The sequence below is a fragment of the Streptomyces sp. ADI95-17 genome (assembly GCF_003846175.1).
GTDB classification, from domain to species: Bacteria; Actinomycetota; Actinomycetes; order Streptomycetales; family Streptomycetaceae; genus Streptomyces; species Streptomyces sanglieri.
The window spans coordinates 76,420-94,540 of sequence record NZ_ML123054.1 but is presented as its reverse complement, the minus strand read 5'-3'; the positions used below and the strand labels follow the sequence as shown (position 1 = coordinate 94,540).

Here is an 18,121-nt window from a genome sequence, read left to right as displayed (position 1 = left end):
TGGTACGTAGGCATCTCTGTCCCCGTGGAGTGCGTGTGTACGTGAGGGCGGGCGGCGGCCGGTCAGAACCCGTCGAAGACGGACGGCGTGCGCACGCTCTGCACACCCGACCGAATGTCGAAGTCCGTGTTCGTCAGCAGGATGTTGGTGCTGCGCAGCGATGCCTTCTCCGAACCGAGTCGGTTCATCAGCGCGTGCACCTGCTCGCCCCACTTCTTGTGAGCCTTCTTCAGCGCGGACGACATGAGCCAGCCGTGCCCATCCTTGGCGTCGAACGCCTTCACCACCCCGGACGTGTCCTCGTCCGCGTGGTGGCCGGCCTTCTTCGTGTCCGGCTCGATGTGATCCTCGATGGCCTTCGCGGCGGCCTTCTTCTCCGCGGCTGTCGAGACCAGGTTCTGCTGCCCGCCACCGGAACCGCCGCCCTGGTCGGGGGCGTTCTGGTTGAGGCGCATGCCTATCGCGTGTTCGGGCCCACCGGTTGACATGATCGTTTCCTCCCCGTGCGCCGCATGACACGTGAACGTCAACAGCGTTCGATCAACCTATCAACCCGAAACGGTTGTCGAAATGGAGACAGCGTCAAGGGGCGGGGCCGCATCGGAGCCGCTGTGCCTGGTGGGCGGGCAACAAGGCGTGGCTGCGGGCTACCTCAAGGCGTCCAGGGCGGCGAACACGCCTGCGGGCTCGGCGCGCTTGGTGTAGTCGGTGTCGGTGAAGGCCCAGCGAATGACGCCGCCGCGGTCGATGACGCATGTGGCCGGGAGCGGCAGGGGGCGCGGGACCGCCGTTGACGCGTTGCAGGTCGAAGCCGAGCTTGCGCAGGCGACGGCGAAGTCGTCGGACAGGTCGAATGCGAGGCCGTATGTCTTGGCGGCGGCCGAGCCGACGTCACCGAGGACGGTGAAGTCGAGGGCGTACATTTTTCAGGCTCTCCTGCCGCATGTGTGTGCCCTGGGCGACGCTGATACGCGAAACACGCCGCTGCCTGCCAGGCTTGGAGTGTCGAGCGACAAACCTGATCTCGCAGAGACGCGGCGTGCCTGTCTTCGGCATATTCAAGCGGATCCTGACGGTCGAGAACACCGTGGTCGAGGGCGTCCGCGGAGACGAGAACGAACGGAGCGTGATCGTGTCGGTACGGTCCTGCCCCTGTCGTCGTTAGTGGTGCGGCAGGTCGGCTCCCTGATATGAAGCCGGTCAGGGGCATCACCACGGGCGGGAGCTGGAGCCGGGGGGATCGGCCGGAGGGGGCGCATAGGTCGGGTGCGCGGGCTGCTGCTGAGGCTGGGACTGCGGGTAGGGGTGCGGGTACGGAGGTTGGTGCGCATACGCGGGCGGGGCGGCCGCGGCGGGCTTGTGGCGGCGGGAGCGGATGGCGAGGGCGGCGGCCGCTCCTCCGACGAGAGCAACTGCCCCGATACCGAGGCCGATCCAGAGATCGGTTTTGCTGCTCTTGTCGTCGGACGCGGGAGCTGCGGCGGGCTTGTCGGTGTCCGTTGAACCCCCGGCAGCTTTGGAGCGCTTGGCGGAAGGGCTGGGGCTCTCGGCCGCCACGAGGTCAGGGAGCGGATACACGTCTGCCGGGCCGGGGGCACCAGGGGTCTTCAGAGCGATCCTTGGCCGGACGCCGCCGTAACCCACATAGTCGTTACGCTTGGCACCATCGGCCGGACCACTGGCGGTATTGAGCATGACACGCAGAACTTGATTGTTCGTCCAGTCCGGGTGCTTGGACCAGATCAAGGCTGCGGACGCGGAAGCGATTGCAGTCGCGTCACTGGTTCCGCTTGTCTCGCAGAGCTCGGACCCACCACCACATGCGTGGATCATTCCCACCCCAGGGGCCGAAAGATCAACCTGTGGCCCGTGCTGTGACGTCTTGTCCGTCGCGAGATTCTTGCCGATCGATGCCACTCCCACAACACCCGGGGTCCCCGCCGGGTACTCAAGCAAGTTGTCCTTGTCACCGCTGTTCCCGGCAGCCGCGAAGATAAGCGAGCCCTTGTCGAGTGCATATTTCACGGCATCCGAAAGCTGTCGCGTTCCAACCTCGTTTCCTAGCGAGACATTGATGACCTCCGCCCCGTTGTCCGCGGCATAGCGAATTGCGACGGCCAGATCCCTGTTGAAGTTGGCGCTGCCCGTAGCACCATTGACCTTACCGGTGTCATCGCGCATTCGAATCGGAAGGATCTTCGCGCCGGGTGCAAGGCCGAAGGCTCCGTCCCCACCCCCGGATTCGCCTGTTCCAGCAATAAGACCCGCAATTCCGGTGCCGTGACCGTTGTAGTCGACGCGTTCATCGCCAGAAGAGTCCGGCGCCAGGTCCTTCCCCTTGAGTACTTGCCCCAGAAGGTCTGGGTTCGAAGAGTCCACACCGGAGTCAATGACTGCGACGGTCACCTTCTCACCGGAGCTGACTGCCCACATGCCCTCGGCCTTCATGGCGTCCAAGTGCCATTGCCGGGAACGCACAGAATCCGCATGCGCGGACAAGGGGGTGCCCCCGACCAACATCAGCCCCAGAGCGATGGAAACCACCGTTCGACGGCGAGTGACTCCCGAGCTGCTGCTACGCATCCGATTCCTTCACATGTCTCTTGGTAATCAGTCGATGACCGGAGGCACGACACGCCGGTCGCCCGTATGCCAGGTCTCCTCGTCCTCGGTGAGATAGTCCGGCCGCTCACCCGACTCCCCGCGACGTGTCCCATGCCCGCCTTGGGCTGGCGTTGCTGCCCTCGCCAGGCCAGAACCCCCAGGCGTGAACGGGCGTGTGCCGGTAAGCCCCGATTGCTGCGGGCGACCGCCTACGATGCCACCCGTTTCGCCCGCGAGTCGGCGGCCGCCATTCACACCGCCCTGTCCGGCTCCTGTACCCATGCCAGTTCTGGCACCCATGCCTCCCATACCCGGGACACGACCCATGGGCGCACGTCCCTGCGTGCCCTCGCCACCGATTACTGTCCCGCGGGGAATGCCACCGGTTGAATGCCCTGAAGTCGGCGGAACAGGCCGCCCTCCGATGATGCCATCGCCCCCGGGCGGGCGGCCGACAGCGACAGGGTTGAGCCGCCCCGGCCCGGCATTCGGCAGACGTGGAACCCCAATTGGCTCACCGGCGCCACTCGGGCCGGGCGGCATCGCAGGGCGACCACCGAAGGTAGGTGGCAGTGGAACTGTTGTTGAGGGAAGTCCAAGGTCCGGCCTGCCCGGACTCGGTTGCCCTGGTGGCGTTGCAGTCGGAACCGACGGGGCCTCCGGCAACGCGGTGGCTCCGTCGATCTCCATGCCTACCGGTCGCGGGACATGGGAGCCCACCGAGGGCGGGGACACCGTCACACCCGCGGAAGAGGCGGCTTCACGAACCGAGGGATCAAAGCCTTGCCCGTGCACAGTCGTTCCGCCCAGCACATCGCCTTCGCCTCCTCCCCCGGCTCCCGCACGAGCGATACCCCGACGGGAAGCGTCGCGCTGCACTTCGGCATCAGGCAGAACGCCCTGCGGTGGCGTCGGGAACGTCGGCCTTTTCAAACCGTCCATCTGGAACGACGAGAAGGCGTAGGACTGCGCCAGCCTCCGCATCTCCGCCACCGCATCCTGACGATCCGACTCCTGTTTCGCCATCAGCGTCTCCGCCGACTTCTTGGCGACCGCCGACGCATCCGGGTCGTTGTGAGCCGCCCGCGCAGCATCCAGGTTCGCCTTGGCGCTCGCATCAGTTCGAGGAATTGAAGCCTTCGCTGTAGCGATGGCGCTCGATGCCTCGGTCAGCCATTTTGACGCGACCTCGCTGTAGTCGCCCAGGCCCAGTGTCGAGTTGGCCAGGTCTGCGCTCCAGGTACGGAAAGCGTCCGCACCATCGCCCTTCCACTCGACCCACTGCGGGCGGACCTTCAAGTCTTCCGCGATCTTGTGGATCTCCCCCGCAGCGTGGCGAAGCTTGTCTGCCGCACCCTGCACCGCGCCGCTATTGGCCTTGTCCAGCCAGCTCAGCATGTCCTCGTGGGACATCTCCTCAAAGGGCGTGGTTTTACGGTTCCTCGCGTACCCCATACCGAGGCTCCCCCTGTCTCCTTCGCTCCCGAACTCCCCAGCCACCGCTCTCCGCCGTCAGAGATCACGGATCTTCTTGTGCGCACCACCATGTGGCTGTTGCGACCCGCCATCGCCGACCGGCTGCTTCTCCGGCGCGTGTGTGACCTCGTCGTGGCGACCGTGGTACTCCACCACATCGTTCTTGATCGCGAGCATGCGGTCGCGGATGTCCAGGTCGAGGTTCTCGTAGCCCTTCTGGGACGCGAGGACTGCGATGCCCAACCCCTCGATGGAGTCTGAGAGCAGCTTGGACAGCTGCTCCAGGTTCGTGATGACGTCGCCATACACTCCGTGCAGATCATCGGCCTCGTACCATCCACCGTGCTCACCGCCGCCGAACTGCGAACGCCCCACAGTGTCCTCGCCGACCTTCCCCGGCCCGGCCGGAGACGCCTTGAGGTCGCGCAGCAGGCCGTCGATGCGGTCGCGGAACTTGGTGAACGACGAAAGTTCGGTGAATAGTTCACCCGCGGCGCCCGGGGCCACCGCGCCGATGGCGCCCACTGCACCGACAACACTCCATGGATACGCCGAGGACTCCGCCCCCGGATCGCTCTGCCCCACAGCACCCTCCCCCGTTCGGCGACAGCCGATCGGCGCATCGGCCCTCGGCTTCACTGCTCACCCTAGTGAGCAGTGGTGACACCGCGCACTTCCGGGTTGGGTCCGCAACCCGGATCACGCCATTCGTGCAGGGCTCAGGAGTTGGACGCCGCTACCGCCGCCTGGGGCCTGATGGGGAGGCGGTTTATCGGGCGGCCGGTGGCTGATCGTACGGCGGCGGCCACTGCTGCCGGGGACGTCACCACGGGGACCGCCGAGGCGGGCTTGGCGCCGAAGGGGGCGACCACGTCGCGTTCCTCGACGAGTTTGACGATGCGGATTTCGGGGGCGTCCAGGGCGGTCGGGAGGGCGTAGCCGGTGAGGTCGGGGTGGCGGATCAGGCCGCGGGCGCTGCGGAGGTTCTCGGTGAGGGCGGCGCCGATGCCCTGGGTGATGCCGGCCTCGATACGGGTCGCCAGCTGGGACGGGTTGAGGACCCGGCCGACGTCCTGGGCGATCGCCATCTCCACGACCCGGACGGAGCCGAGCTCGATGTCCACGTCCACCACCGCGCGGATCGCGCAGAAGGCGAGGCCGACGAAGGCGTCGCCCTGGCCGGATTCGTCGAGGGGCTCGGTCGGGTGGGGGCGGCACTGGGCGGTGGCCCAGAGTTCCTTGCCGTCCATCGCCTCGGTGACCGTCGTGGACAGCACGCCGTCGTACGAGGTGATCTTGCCGTCGGCGATCTGCAGCAGTTCCGTGGACATGCCGAACTTGTGGGCCAGCGGCTGGAGGAGCTGGGTGCGGACCATCTTGGCGGCGCGTTCCACCGCCCCGGCCGAGACCCAGGTGTGGCGGCCGTGCGTGGCCGGGCCCGCCGGGGGCTGGTCGGTGTCGACGGACGCGACGTGGACCTCTTCGATGCCCAGGGTCTCCTGGACGACCTGGCGGGCGAGGGTCGAGAAGCCCTGACCCGTCTCGACCGCTGCGCAGATGACCGTGGCGATGCCGTCGTGGACCCTGACGGTGGCCGTGGAGACCTCGTCGGCGCCTTCCGCGCCGAGCATGTGGACCATGCCGAGCGCGTAGCCGACCCCTCGGCGCACCGCACCGGGTTCGCCCGCGCCCTCGGGGCCGCCGGGCAGCAGCCAGTCGTCCTCCGGGGAGTCCTTGGGAAGGGCGGGGAGGGGGAATTCCCTTACGGATTCCAGGAGTTCGGCCACCGGTGCCGGGCAGGTCACCGTCTGGCCGGTGGGCAGGATGTCCCCGGTGGACAGGGCGTTGCGCAGGCGCAGTTCGGCCGGGTCGATGCCGAGCTTGGCGGCCAGTTTGTCCATCTGGCCCTCGTACGCCGCGCAGACCTGCATCGCGCCCTCGCCCCGGACGTGTCCGGACGGCGGGTTGTTCGTACGGACCGCCCAGCCCTCGATGAAGGCGTGCGGGACGACGTACGGGCCGCAGGCGAACGCGACCGCGGCGGCCAGCGACTCGGACGAGGAGTCGGCGTACGCCCCCGCGTCGAGCAGGATCTGCGCCTCGACCTTCACCAGCCGGCCTTCGGCGTCCGCGTGGTGGCGGTAGCGCAGCAGCGTGGGATGCCGGTGGGAGTGGCCGAGGAAGGACTCCTCGCGGGTGGCGGCCAGCTTGACCGGGCATCCGGTGCGCAGGGCGAGCAGGCCGAGCGGGAGCTGAAAGCCGGGTTCCTCGCGGTCGCCGGTCGCGCCGGGGACACCCGTGACGACGACCTTCACCCGGTCCGGTTCGAGGCCGAAGCAGGCGGCTGCGAGATCGCGGTCGGTGTGCGGGTCGGTGGAGGCGGTGTAGATCTCCACGCCGCCGTCCGGACGGGGCACGGCGAGCCCGGCCTCGGCGCCGATGGGGGCCGGGTCCTGGCGGCCGATGCGGTACAGGCCCTCGACCACGACCTCGCCGGTGGCCTCGGGGTCGCCGTACTGGAGCGGGATGTGGCGGATCAGGTTGCCGTCGGGGTGCAGCGGTTCGGCGGCGAAGGCCTTCTCCGGGTCGGTGACCGGTTCCAGGACCTCGTACTCGACGGCGATGGCCGCGGCGGCGAGCCTGGCCGTGTCCGGGTGGTCGGCGGCGACCGCGGCGATCGGCTCGCCGTGGTGGCGGACCAGGTCGGACGCGAAGACCGGACGGTCGACGACCCGGCGTCCGTACGTGGTCTCCCCCGGGATGTCCTCGTGCGTGATGACGGCCTGCACCCCCGTCATCTCGACGGCGGCCGAGGTGTCGATGGACAGGATCCGGGCGTGCGGGTGCGGGGAGCGGAGGACGGCCGCCCAGAGCAGGCCCTCGGCCCAGAGGTCGGCGGCGTACGGGAAGGTGCCCTCGGTCTTGGCGCGCGCGTCGGCCGGGGGCAGCGAGATACCGAGGCCGAGCGCGGGCGGCTCGGTGTCGGGGCCCTCGGCCGTCGGGTCGGTGCCCGTCTGGGTGGTGATCCGTGTGCTGGTCGCGTTGGCAGCGGTGGCTGCGTCGTTGCTCACGCCATGCCTCCGTCCTGCGGGTGCGGCTGGACTCCACCGGCGCCGGGGGCCGCCTGGTGCGGGATGCGGGCCTCGTCGGACTCCGGGGACGGGGAGTCCGACGAGGCGAGGTCGGTGGCGGCCTCGCGGCCCGCGATGACCTCGTTGACGGCGTCCAGGACACCGCGGTAGCCGGAGCATCGGCAGAGGTTCCCGCAGAGCGCCTGGCGCGTCTCCAGTTCGCTGGGGGCGTGGTTGCCCTCCAACAGGTCGTGGACGGTCATGGCCATGCCGGGGATGCAGAAACCGCACTGGACGGCACCGCACTTGGCCAGGGCGCGCTGGACGTCGGAAGGCTCGCCGTCCACCGCGAGACCCTCGACCGTACGGACCTCGCTGCCGGCCGCGGTGGCCGCGGGGACCAGGCAGGAGGCGACCAGCCTGCCGTCCACCTGGACGTTGCACGCTCCGCACTCGCCCTGCGAGCAGCCGTCCTTGGCGCCTGCGAGGCCGAGGCGCTCGCGGAGCACGTAGAGGAGCGACTCGCCGATCCAGGCGTCGGTGACGGGGCGGTCGGCGCCGTTCACATGCAGGACGTAGGACGCGGCGGGGTGGTCGTCGGGAACGCCGAGCGGGCCGGATTCCTCCGGCTGGGGATCAGACAGTTGGGGATCAGACGCCTGAGGATCAGACGCCTGGGGATCAGACGCCTGGGGATCTGACATCTGAGGATCTGCCGACTGGAGATCGGCCGGCTGGAGATCGGCCGGCTGGGAATCCTCGGGGGCCGCGTCGGGGTCGGTCACCGGCGCCGGGGGCGCTGCGGCTTCGGCGTCCGCCGCCGGCTGCGCGGCCTCGGACTCGGACACCGGCTCGGGCTTCGGCTCCGGGTCCCGCTCGTCCTCCGCCGGGTGCTCGGAGGCGGCGTCGACCGCGTCGGCAACGGCTTCGGAAGGCGCTTCCGGGATGTGCGGGGCGGCGGCACCATCCGGTACTGGGGTGGCCTCCGCAGCCACGGCCGGTTCCGGGGCCGGTACTGCCTCGGGGGCGTGCGGGGTGTCCGCGTACGTCACGGACGACGCGTCGGCCTGTGCCTGCTCGAACTCGGCCCCCGGCGTGTGCTCCGGCTCCCCGTCCGTCAGGAGCGCGGGATCGACCGCGAGGTCCGCCCCGGCCTCGGCCTCGGGCTCGATCGCGGGCTCCGCGACGGGCTCCGGGGCCGGCTCCCGGACCGGCTCCTGCGTCGCCCACGGTGCGGGCGCGCCGCCCGGCAGCGTGGCCGGCGGGGTCCGGTCCCCGTACCACTGGGCGGCCAGGGCCGAGGCTGCGAACTCGCCCGACTCCTCCGGGAGATCACCGTCGGCGACCGGGATCGTCCACTGACCGGTGTGGCCCGTGTGGTCGGAATGACCCGTGTGGTCGGAGTGGCCACCGTGCTGCCCGGTGTGGTCGACGGGGGCCGTGTGGTCGACGGGAGCGGTGTGGTCGGCGGGAGCGGTGTGGTCGGCGAGACCCTGCTGCCCCGCCTGACCCGTGTGGATGCCGTACTCCGTGGACTCGGTGAAGTTCCACTGGCCCGTGGCCGCCGGGTTCTCCCGGTACTGCTCCTGCGCGTACGGATCGTGCGGGGTCTGCGGGACGTGCGGGGCTTGGGGGGCCTGGGGGGCCTGGAGGGCCTGCTGCGGGTACTCGTACTCGTAGTCGTACGGGCCCTGCTGATGGTTCGGGGCCTGCTGCTGGTTCGGGTCCGGCCAGTGCACCGCCCCGGGGGCCTGCTGCTCCGCCCCCGTACCGCGCTCCTGCTGGCTCTGCGTCTGCACGATCCAGCTGCCCGTGGCCGACGGGTCGAGCCCGGCCGCCGGGGTCAGCGGCACGATCATCGGCGGTACGTAGCCGTGGCCGGGCGCGGCCAGCGGGATGTTCGCCAGGTCCTCCGGCGGCAGGTGGACGAAGGCGGTCGCCTCCGCGTCGTACTCGCCGCCCTGCGGCGTCGGCTGCCAGCCCCCGTGCCGCAGGTGCTCCTGCTGCCCGTGCTGATCGTTGTGGTCCTCGTTGCTCACGACAGTGCCCTCCCCAGCGCTCGTCGGGCCAGCGCGGCGACGGTCCGCCGCAGGTGCAGTACGGCGGGGGGCAGCGGTACCGCCTCGCCCCCGTCGGACGGTGGCTGGTCCGGGATGCAGGCCGCGGCGACGTACTCGCCGAAGGCGGCCAGCGCGTCGGGGGCCAGGCCCCGTTCGCCGTCCCAGTCGATCAGTGAGGCGATCCAGCGTTCGGCCTCCAGCGGCCGCAGCGGCATCGGCGCGATGGCGCCGACCGCGCAGCGCACCCCGCGCCGGGCAGGGTCGAGGACGATCGCGACGGACGCGGTGGCGCGTCCGGGGCCGGTGCGGCCGGTGGCCTTCAGGAAGACCTGGGGGGCGTGCAGCAGAGGGACCCGGACGAAGCCGATGAGTTCGGCGGGTTCGAGCATGTCGCGGCCGGCCAGCAGATGCGAGACCGGGATCTCGCGCCGGGCGCCGCCCGGCCCCGCGATGACCAGCTCGGCCTCCAGCGCGGCGAGCACCGGCAGGGCGTCGCCGGTCGGGGCCGCGGTGGCGATGTTGCCGCCGAGCGTTCCGGCGTTACGGATCTGGGGCGGGCCGGCGGCGCGTGCCGACGCGGCCAGTGCGGGGATCAGGGCCGCGAAGTCGGGCCGTCCCATGCGTGCGTGGGTGAGGCCGGCGCCGAGCAGGGCGTGGCCGTCCTGGTAGTGCCAGCCGCGCAACTCGCTGATCCGGCCGAGGCCGACCAGGCCCGAGGGGCGCAGCAGCCCCTTGTTGACGGCCGACATCAGGTCTGTGCCGCCCGCCACGGGAACGGCGGCAGGCATGGCTCCGAGCGCCGCCACGGCCTCGTCGAGCGAGGCCGGCAGCGTCACGGACTGCGTCGCCTGCGGTGCGTGCGTGGTCAACCCAGCTGCCCCTTCCCGGTGTCCCGGCTGTCCGGCTGTTTCGCCGTACGGTACGTGCTCAAAGCCTGGACGTGGCAACTCTGGCACATCTTCGGATCGGACCGACGCGAGGGTCCGCGAAGGGCGTATCCATCCCTGATCAGGGGAATGTTCCCGTTTCACCCCGCTTCGGCGCAGAGTGTGAATTGCAGTTCTTCGGCATGGCTCGTGGGTGATTGTTCTGTTCTGGCGCCCGAGTGCCGCGTTCCGTTCCGGCAGGGCGAGTTCTGGACAAAAAAACCGTCGGCCGGCCCGCTCCTCAGGAGTGGGCCGGCCGGCGGCCGGGTGCGGTCGGGATCACACGTTCGGGGGCACCCCGTCGATGGGTCGTCCCAGCACTCCGGGCCGCTGCTGACGGGGCAGCGGGCCGGCCGGCGGCCGGTAGTCGACGCCGAGGGCGTCGAGCCGGGCGTAGTGCGTGGTCATCCGGCGCTCGAAGGCGGCGAAGTCCCGCTCGGCGGAGGCGGGCAGCGGCGACCAGGCGACCTCCGCGAACGCCGCGAGGCGCGGGAAGACCTGGTAGTCGACGCGGGCCCGGTTCTGCATCACCTCGGTCCAGACATTGGCCTGGGTGCCCAGGATGTGACGGGCCGCCTCCTCGGAGAGGCCCGCCGGTACGGGCTCGAAGCGGTAGACGTCCTCCAGGGTGCGGACGAAGCCGATGGGCATCGGCTCGTCGGGGCCGCCGTCCTGACGGTGGTCCAGGTACACGTGCTGCTCCGGGCACATGACGACGTCGTGGCCGGCCTCGGCGGCGGCGATGCCTCCGCCGTAGCCCCGCCAGGACGACACGGCGGCGCCCGCCGGGAGGCCGCCCTCCAGGATCTCGTCCCAGCCGATCAGCCGGCGGCCGCGCGCGGTGAGCCAGGTGTCGAAGTGCCGGATGATCCAGGACTGCAGCTCGTCCTCGTTGGCCAGGCCGAATTCGTCGATCCGGGCCTGGGCGACCGGCGACTCCTTCCACTGGTCCTTGCGGCACTCGTCGCCGCCGATGTGGATGAACGGCGAGGTGGCGGCGGGGAAGAGGTCCAGCACCTCTTCGAGGACGCCCTCGAAGAAGCGCAGGGTGTTGTCGGTGGGGGCGAGTACGTTCGCGTTGATGCCCCAGGTGTCCCAGACGGAGAGGGCGGTGGTGTCGACGACGTCCGCGTTGCCCAGTTCGGGGTACGCGGCGATGGCGGCCTGCGAGTGGCCGGGGATGTCGATCTCGGGGACGACCCGGATGTGCCGCTCGGCGGCGTACGCGACGATCTCGCGGATGTCGTCCTGCGTGTAGTACCCGCCGTGCGGGGTCTCGTCCCACAGTTCGGAGGCCCGGTGGCCGTGCTTGGTGCGCGAGCGCCAGGAGCCGACCTCGGTGAGCCGGGGGAAGCGCTCGATCTCGATGCGCCAGCCCTGGTCGTCGGTGAGGTGGAAGTGGAAGACGTTCAGCTTGTGCGCGGCGAGGAGGTCGAGATAGCGCAGCACGTCGTCCTTGGGCAGGAAGTGCCGTGCCACGTCGAGCATCATGCCGCGCCAGGGGAAGCGGGGGGCGTCCTCGATGTCCGCGAAGGGGATCGCGCGCTGTGTGCCGGGGCTGACGGGTGCGCGGCGGAAGGCCTCGGGGCCCAGGAGCTGACGCAGGGTCTGCGCGCCCCAGAAGACCCCGGCGGGGCTGCCTCCGGTGATCTCGACGCTCCCGCCGGTCCCGGTGCTCAGCCGGTAGCCCTCCGGTTCCAGCGCCGGGTCGATGTCCAGCCGGACGGTGTCGGTGGCGTGTTCGCCGCCCGGGGCGAGCGGCAGTCCGAAGGCGGCGCCGAGCGTGGTGCGCAGCCAGCGTTCGGTGTTCTCCGTGCCGGGGGCCGCCGTGATGGTGGTGGACGGGCCGAACAGGAAGCCGCAGCGCCCTTCACCGCCGGCGCGCACGGGCGCCGGGATCAGGTCGGGTGCCGGGATCGCGTCGGCGGTCGGGCCGGAGGTCGGGGCCGTGTCCATGTCCATGGCGTCAGTCCTTTACCGCTCCGCCGAGTCCCGAGACCAGGCGGCGCTGTACGAGTACGAAGAAGACCAGAACGGGAATGGTCATCACCGTCGAGGCTGCCATGATCCCTCCCCAGTCGTTCTCATCGGGTTTGAAGAAGACCAGCAGCGCCATGGGGAGCGTCGACTGGGAGGTGTCGCTGATGATGAACGACTTCGCGAAAAGGAAGTCGTTCCAGGTGGAGATGAACGAGAAGACGCTGGTCGCCACCAGGCCGGGGAAGACCAGCGGGAAGAGGATCTGCCACAGGAAGCGGGTGCGGCTCGCGCCGTCGATGTACGCGGCCTCCTCCAGTGCCTCCGGGACGGCCTTGACGAAGCCGCGCAGCATCCAGATCGCGAACGGCAGCGAGAAGGCCAGGTGCGGCAGGATCAGCGAGCCGAGCGTGTTCAGCTGGCCGAAGTCCCGCATCAGGAAGAACAGCGGGATGGTCAGCGCCTCGACCGGCACCATCTGCGCGACCAGGAACATGATCAGCAGCGTGGTCCGGAAGCGGAACCTGAACCGGGTCACGGCCGTCGCCGCCAGGAAGGCGATCAGCGCGGAGACGATGACGACCGTGCCGGCGACGAGCAGGCTGTTGAGGAAGTACCGCCCGAAGTCGTTCTGTTCGAAGACCCGGCGGAACGAGTCCAGGGACGGCGACAGCGTCCACGGCCGGGGGTCGGTGGACTGGATCTCGCCTGCCGGTTTGAGTGCGGAAAGCACCATCCAGTAGAGCGGGAAGGCGACCGCGGCGGCGATCAGCAGGGCCGCGGCCTCGGCGGCCAGCCGGCCGGGCCGGCGGACGCGCAGCATGGTCCGTGCGCTCACAGTCCCTCCCCCTGACGCCGCACCAGCCGCAGATAGACGAGCGTGACGGCCAGCAGGATCACCAGCATCACGACGCCGATCGCCGAGCCGAGGCTGTACTGCGAGGACGCGAACGCCTTCTGGTACGCGTACACGTTGAGCACCAGGTTCTGGCCGGCGATGCCGCCGCCGCCCGTCATGACGTAGATCTGGGTGAAGACCTTGAAGTCCCAGATGATCGACTGGATGGTGACGACGACGAGGATCGGCCGCAGCATCGGGGCCATGACCGACCGCCAGATCCGCCACTGCGAGGCGCCGTCCAGCGCGGCCGCCTCCAGCACCTCGGCGGGGATCGCCCGGATGCCCGCGTACACGGTCACCATCACGAACGGGAACGAGCACCACAGGACTTCCAGCAGCACCAGCGCGAAGGCGCTGTAGCGCCCGTACGTCCAGGAGAAGTCGCCGAGCCCCAGCACCCGGTTGACCGGTCCGAAGTCGGGGTCGAAGAGGAACATCCAGACCGTGGACCCGGTGATCGCCGGCGTCGCCCAGGCACCGAGCGCGGCCATCATCAGGACGAGCCGCGGCAGGGCCCTGATCCGGGTCAGCAGGACGGCCAGTGCGCACCCGACGAGCAGGGTGGCCAGTACGCAGGCGGCGGCGAAGACCACGGTCGCCAGCAGTACCTGCCAGAACTGGCCGTCGCCGAAGAGCGTCGCGTAGTTCCCGAAGCCCTGGAAGGTGGCCGGTTCACCGCCGCTGACCTGGGCCTGGGTGTACTCCAGGAAGGAGATCAGGCCGAGTTGGTAGATCGGGTAGACGAGCAGCCCGCCGAGCAGGACGAGTGCGGGCAGGAGGTAGAGCCAGGGGGTCCAGCCGGAGCGGCGCGCGGACGGGGCCGGGCGGCGCCGCCGGAGCGGGCGCGGGGCCGTGCCGCCCGCACCGGGCGCGCCGGGCGCTTTGTACGCCGTGGTGTTCGCGGTCATGGTCAGCCCGCGTCGGTGAACGCGGCGTCCATCTTCTTCGCCGCGTCGTCCGCGGCCCCGGCCACGTCCTTACGGCCGCTGACGATCTCCTGGAACATCGTCGGCAGGATCAGCGAGGAGTCGATCTGGCCCCAGCCCGGCGAGGCCGGGACGAACTTGGCTCCCGCGCCGAGGGTCTTGACGAACGGTTCGACGAACGGCTCCTTCTTCGCGGCCGCTTCCCGTACGTCGGTGTAGGTCGGCAGGAAGCCCATCGCGTCGAACATCCTGGTCTGGGTCTGCTTGCCGGTCAGGGACTTCATCAGGTCCACGGCGAGGGTGCGGTGCGGGCTGCTCTTCAGTACGCCGATGTTGTTCCCGCCCGCGAACGCGGGGGCGACGGAGCCCTCGTCGACACCGGGCAGCGGCACCACCGCGTACTTGCCCTTCACCGATCCGGCCTCCACGGCCGTGTGGCTGAAGTCGCCGCCGATCGCCATGGCGGCCTTGCCGGAGGCGAAGGCGGTGACGGTCGCGTTGCCGCCCATGGCCGCGCACTTGGCGGCCGGGCAGTTGTCGTCGCCGAAGAGCGAGGTGTAGGCCTCGATGCCCTTGCGGGCCTTGTCGCTGTTGATGGCCGCCTTGTACGTACCGCCGTTCTCGTCGGCGAGTTCGCCGCCGGCCGCCCAGATGAACGGCATCGCACCGTAGGTGTACGCGCCGCCGACCGCGAGCCCGTACAGGTCCGGCTTCTTCTTGTGGATCTTCTTGGCGGTGGAGATCAGCTCGGCCTGGGTCCTGGGGGCCTCGATCCCCAGCTCATCGAAGACGTCCGTGCGGTAGTACAGCGCCCGTACGCCGACGAAGAGCGGCGCTCCGTAGACCTTGCCGCCGACCGTCACGGACTGCTTGGCGGTCGGGTCGGTGTCCTTGGCCTCGTCCCAGGCGGCGAACTCGGCGCTCACGTCGGCGAGTCCGCCGTCCTTGACGTATCCGGCGGTGTCGGTGTTGCCGTACTCGATGAGGTCCGGGGCGCTCCTGGGGTCGTTGAACGCCGCCTTGATGCGCTGGGCACGGGTGTCGACCGGTATGTACTCGACCTCGACCTCCGCACCCTTGTGGGCCTTCTCGAAGCCGGCGACCGCCGCGTCGACGACCTGTTCCTTGGGCTTGTTGCCGACTTCCTGGAAGAGCCAGACACGCAGCGTGCCGGTCTTCTCGTCCCCCTTGGCTCCGGTGTCGGAGGTCTGCGGCGCACAGGCGGTGGCGGTGAGACCCGCCAGCACAAGCGCCGCGGCCGGGGCGGCAATTCGGGCAGACAGCTTCATCCGGGAACCCCTACCGGTTGGCGTTGCAACATACGCAACGGGCGTTTCGTACTGCACAACTGGCAGGAGAGTAGGTGCGCACGCAGACGCCGACAAGTGGTCTCTACCACTCTGTGACCCGGCGAAGCAGTCCGTGCGACGCGAAGGGCCCCCGGGGCGCGCGTTGAGCGCGCCCCGGGGGCCCGAAGCAATGTCGCCGGACGGCTTCCGGACTACTTCTTGTCCTTGCCGCCCTTGCCCTTGTCCTTGTCGCCACCGGCGCCCATGGACTCGTAGATCTCCTTGCACATGGGACAGACCGGGTACTTCTTGGGGTCGCGCCCCGGCACCCAGACCTTCCCGCACAGCGCGACCACGGGGGTGCCCTCCAGGGCACTCGCCATGATCTTGTCCTTCTGGACGTAATGGGCGTAGCGCTCGTGGTCGCCGTCGCCGTTCGACACCTGCGGGGTCGGCTCTACGAGGGTGCCCGTACCTGCCCCGCGCTCGGGCTCAAGAGTGCTCATAACCGCCAAGGGTACCGACCGTCCGGAGCTTCAGTTCAGCGAAGGGTCGTCCGGATACGTGGCGATCATCGCCAGTTCGCTGCGCTGACGACGCAGGACCGCGCGCCAGAGGTGCTCCGGGCGCGGGGAGGAGACGTCCCCGGGTTCGGACTCCACGACGTACCAGGCGCCCTCGGTCAGTTCGGTCTCCAGCTGTCCGGGGCCCCAGCCCGCGTACCCGGCGAAGATCCGCAGCGAGCCGAGCGCCGCGGCCAGCAGCTCCGGCGGCGCCTCCAGGTCCACCAGGCCGATCGCCCCGTACACCCGGCGCCAGCCGAGCGGACCCTCGTCGCCAGGGATCACGGCCACACCGAGCGCCGAGTCGAGCGAGACCGGACCGCCCTGGAACACCACGTCCGGCTCACCGGTCAGGCCGGCCCAGGACGTGAGGATGTCACCGACGCCGACCGGGGTCGGGCGGTTCAGGACCACGCCGAGTGAGCCCTCCTCGTCGTGGTCGAGGAGGAGCACCACCGCGCGGTCGAAATTCGGGTCCGCGAGCGCGGGTGTGGCCACGAGCAGTCGCCCTGTGAGCGAGGACACCTCGGTCATGGCAGAAATGATCCCGCATCTTCGCCCGCCGCGGGGACCAAGTGGGCCGCCCGGTCACCGGCCGGGCCGGAGCGCAGCTCAGGGCGCACGGATGCACGGGGAGCGCGCGATCCGGAGGGCCTTGCGGACGGTAACCCTCCGCAAGACCGGGGAAGCAGAGCGTGTTGTGGCGGATTCATGACGTTCGTACACCCCCGGTTCTCTTACGGAATGGGGGTAGTCGGCCATTACTCTTTCGTTTGGCCCCCTGCCCGACCACTCCGGAACGCGAGATTCATGACCGGCACAGACGATGTCCTGCTTGTCCACGGCGGAACCCCGCTGGAGGGCGAGATCCGCGTCAGAGGCGCCAAGAACCTGGTGCCGAAGGCGATGGTCGCCGCGCTGCTCGGCAGCGGGCCCAGCCGGCTGCGCAACGTGCCCGACATCCGCGACGTGCGGGTGGTCCGGGGGCTGCTCCAGCTGCACGGCGTGACGGTCCGGCCCGGTGACGAACCGGGTGAGCTGATCCTGGACCCGACCCATGTGGAGAGCGCCAACGTCGCCGACATCGACGCCCACGCGGGCTCCTCGCGCATCCCGATCCTGTTCTGCGGCCCGCTGCTGCACCGGCTCGGCCACGCGTTCATCCCCGGGCTCGGCGGCTGCGACATCGGCGGCCGGCCGATCGACTTCCACTTCGACGTGCTGCGGCAGTTCGGCGCGACCATCGAGAAGCGGGCGGACGGGCAGTACCTGGAGGCCCCGCAGCGGCTGCGCGGCACGAAGATCCGGCTGCCTTACCCGTCGGTGGGCTCCACCGAGCAGGTGCTGCTGACTGCGGTGCTCGCCGAGGGCGTCACCGAGCTGTCCAACGCGGCCGTCGAGCCGGAGATCGAGGACCTCATCTGCGTACTGCAGAAGATGGGCGCGATCATCTCGATGGACACCGACCGGACGATCCGGATCACCGGTGTCGACCGGCTGGACGGTTACACCCACCGGGCCATCCCGGACCGCCTGGAGGCGGCCTCCTGGGCGTCCGCGGCGCTGGCCACCGAGGGCAACATCTACGTACGGGGCGCACAGCAGCGCTCGATGATGACGTTCCTCAACACCTTCCGCCGGGTCGGCGGCGCCTTCGAGATCGACGACGAGGGCATCCGCTTCTGGCACCCGGGCGGCGCGCTGAACGCCATCGCCCTGGAGACGGACGTGCACCCCGGCTTCCAGACCGACTGGCAGCAGCCGCTGGTGGTGGCCCTGACGCAGGCCACGGGCCTGTCCATCGTCCACGAGACGGTGTACGAGTCCCGGCTCGGCTTCACCTCCGCGCTCAACCAGATGGGCGCGCACATCCAGCTCTACCGCGAGTGCCTGGGCGGCTCCGACTGCCGCTTCGGCCAGCGCAACTTCCTGCACTCGGCGGTCGTGTCCGGGCCGACCCGGCTGCAGGGCGCGGACCTGGTCATCCCGGACCTGCGCGGCGGGTTCTCGTACCTGATCGCCGCACTGGCGGCGCAGGGCACCTCGCGGGTGCACGGCATCGACCTGATCAACCGCGGCTACGAGAACTTCATGGACAAGCTGGAGAAGCTGGGCGCGAAGGTCGAGCTGCCCGGCGGGGCGCTGGTCTGAGACCGCGCGCCGGAAGGCTGCTGACGGGGGTTCGGGGCACTGCCCCGGCCCCCGTTCCTCGTTTCCGGCCCCCCTGTTCCCCGCCGGTTTCCCCCCGGTTTCCCCTCCGGCCGGGGCCCGGGGGCTCGATACCGGGCCGCAGAGGCCCAGAACGGGGCCTCTCGGGCCGGTACACCG

At 70.0% G+C, this 18,121-nt stretch carries 15 protein-coding genes; 1 reads left to right on the top strand and 14 read right to left on the bottom strand.

All coding sequences use genetic code 11. The features are described from left to right. Positions 1-62 precede the first annotated feature (62 nt). The 14 genes from EES42_RS40765 to EES42_RS40700 form a co-directional block, all read right to left on the bottom strand. Entirely contained in the window at positions 63-488 is a 426-nt protein-coding gene (locus tag EES42_RS40765) for a hypothetical protein (protein ID WP_124723261.1), read from the bottom strand. Between the two features lie 159 nt (positions 489-647). Continuing rightward, positions 648-923 carry a thioredoxin domain-containing protein gene (locus EES42_RS40760; RefSeq protein WP_124723260.1) on the bottom strand — a complete coding sequence of 92 codons (276 nt, stop codon included), beginning with the start codon at positions 921-923 and terminating at the stop codon, positions 648-650. Between the two features lie 286 nt (positions 924-1,209). Further along, positions 1,210-2,583 (bottom strand): type VII secretion-associated serine protease mycosin, encoded by a 1,374-nt coding sequence (gene mycP, locus EES42_RS40755; protein WP_124723259.1) that lies wholly within the window; start codon positions 2,581-2,583, stop codon positions 1,210-1,212. A 27-nt stretch (positions 2,584-2,610) separates the two neighbouring features. Next, the gene (locus EES42_RS40750) at positions 2,611-4,059 is read right to left on the bottom strand and encodes a WXG100 family type VII secretion target (protein ID WP_124723258.1); all 1,449 of its coding nucleotides are present in this window, start codon (positions 4,057-4,059) and stop codon (positions 2,611-2,613) included. Positions 4,060-4,116: 57 nt separating this feature from the next. Beyond that, the gene (locus tag EES42_RS40745) at positions 4,117-4,605 is read right to left on the bottom strand and encodes a hypothetical protein (protein ID WP_124723257.1); all 489 of its coding nucleotides are present in this window, start codon (positions 4,603-4,605) and stop codon (positions 4,117-4,119) included. Positions 4,606-4,799: 194 nt separating this feature from the next. Then, positions 4,800-7,151 (bottom strand): xanthine dehydrogenase family protein molybdopterin-binding subunit, encoded by a 2,352-nt coding sequence (locus EES42_RS40740; protein WP_124723256.1) that lies wholly within the window; start codon positions 7,149-7,151, stop codon positions 4,800-4,802. Continuing rightward, positions 7,148-9,190, bottom strand: a complete 2,043-nt coding sequence (locus EES42_RS40735; protein WP_124723255.1) for a 2Fe-2S iron-sulfur cluster-binding protein — start codon at positions 9,188-9,190, stop codon at positions 7,148-7,150. Before EES42_RS40735 ends, EES42_RS40740 begins: the two co-directional genes overlap by 4 nt. Continuing rightward, on the bottom strand, positions 9,187-10,080 hold the full coding sequence (locus tag EES42_RS40730; protein ID WP_124723254.1) for an FAD binding domain-containing protein: 894 nt from the start codon (positions 10,078-10,080) through the stop codon (positions 9,187-9,189). The genes EES42_RS40735 and EES42_RS40730 overlap by 4 nt, the downstream gene beginning before the upstream one ends. 336 nt (positions 10,081-10,416) lie before the next feature. Continuing rightward, the gene (locus EES42_RS40725) at positions 10,417-12,099 is read right to left on the bottom strand and encodes a beta-N-acetylhexosaminidase (RefSeq protein ID WP_241196905.1); all 1,683 of its coding nucleotides are present in this window, start codon (positions 12,097-12,099) and stop codon (positions 10,417-10,419) included. A gap of 4 nt (positions 12,100-12,103) precedes the next feature. After that, positions 12,104-12,952 carry a carbohydrate ABC transporter permease gene (locus tag EES42_RS40720; protein ID WP_124723253.1) on the bottom strand — a complete coding sequence of 283 codons (849 nt, stop codon included), beginning with the start codon at positions 12,950-12,952 and terminating at the stop codon, positions 12,104-12,106. After that, complete coding sequence (locus EES42_RS40715; protein ID WP_124723252.1) at positions 12,949-13,923, bottom strand: carbohydrate ABC transporter permease; 975 nt, start codon at positions 13,921-13,923, stop codon at positions 12,949-12,951. Before EES42_RS40715 ends, EES42_RS40720 begins: the two co-directional genes overlap by 4 nt. 2 nt (positions 13,924-13,925) lie before the next feature. Beyond that, positions 13,926-15,230 (bottom strand): extracellular solute-binding protein, encoded by a 1,305-nt coding sequence (locus tag EES42_RS40710; RefSeq protein ID WP_124723251.1) that lies wholly within the window; start codon positions 15,228-15,230, stop codon positions 13,926-13,928. 212 nt (positions 15,231-15,442) lie between these two features. Then, positions 15,443-15,736 carry a DUF3039 domain-containing protein gene (locus EES42_RS40705; RefSeq protein WP_072484142.1) on the bottom strand — a complete coding sequence of 98 codons (294 nt, stop codon included), beginning with the start codon at positions 15,734-15,736 and terminating at the stop codon, positions 15,443-15,445. A gap of 30 nt (positions 15,737-15,766) precedes the next feature. Further along, complete coding sequence (locus EES42_RS40700; protein WP_124723250.1) at positions 15,767-16,327, bottom strand: YqgE/AlgH family protein; 561 nt, start codon at positions 16,325-16,327, stop codon at positions 15,767-15,769. 276 nt (positions 16,328-16,603) lie between these two features. Between EES42_RS40700 and murA the strand changes: the two genes are divergently transcribed. Next, positions 16,604-17,944 (top strand): UDP-N-acetylglucosamine 1-carboxyvinyltransferase, encoded by a 1,341-nt coding sequence (murA, locus tag EES42_RS40695; protein WP_124723249.1) that lies wholly within the window; start codon positions 16,604-16,606, stop codon positions 17,942-17,944. Positions 17,945-18,121: the final 177 nt, after the last annotated feature.

Excerpts from the sequence above, each read along its gene's own strand:
- EES42_RS40760 (WP_124723260.1), bottom strand. The coding sequence starts at position 923 with ATGTACGCCCTCGACTTCACCGTCCTCGGTGACGTCGGCTCGGCCGCC.
- EES42_RS40765 (WP_124723261.1), bottom strand. The coding sequence starts at position 488 with ATGTCAACCGGTGGGCCCGAACACGCGATAGGCATGCGCCTCAACCAG.
- EES42_RS40705 (WP_072484142.1), bottom strand. The coding sequence starts at position 15,736 with ATGAGCACTCTTGAGCCCGAGCGCGGGGCAGGTACGGGCACCCTCGTA.
- murA (WP_124723249.1), top strand. The coding sequence starts at position 16,604 with ATGACCGGCACAGACGATGTCCTGCTTGTCCACGGCGGAACCCCGCTG.
- EES42_RS40700 (WP_124723250.1), bottom strand. The coding sequence starts at position 16,327 with ATGACCGAGGTGTCCTCGCTCACAGGGCGACTGCTCGTGGCCACACCC.
- EES42_RS40725 (WP_241196905.1), bottom strand. The coding sequence starts at position 12,099 with ATGGACATGGACACGGCCCCGACCTCCGGCCCGACCGCCGACGCGATC.
- EES42_RS40750 (WP_124723258.1), bottom strand. The coding sequence starts at position 4,059 with ATGGGGTACGCGAGGAACCGTAAAACCACGCCCTTTGAGGAGATGTCC.
- EES42_RS40715 (WP_124723252.1), bottom strand. The coding sequence starts at position 13,923 with ATGACCGCGAACACCACGGCGTACAAAGCGCCCGGCGCGCCCGGTGCG.
- mycP (WP_124723259.1), bottom strand. The coding sequence starts at position 2,583 with ATGCGTAGCAGCAGCTCGGGAGTCACTCGCCGTCGAACGGTGGTTTCC.
- EES42_RS40710 (WP_124723251.1), bottom strand. The coding sequence starts at position 15,230 with ATGAAGCTGTCTGCCCGAATTGCCGCCCCGGCCGCGGCGCTTGTGCTG.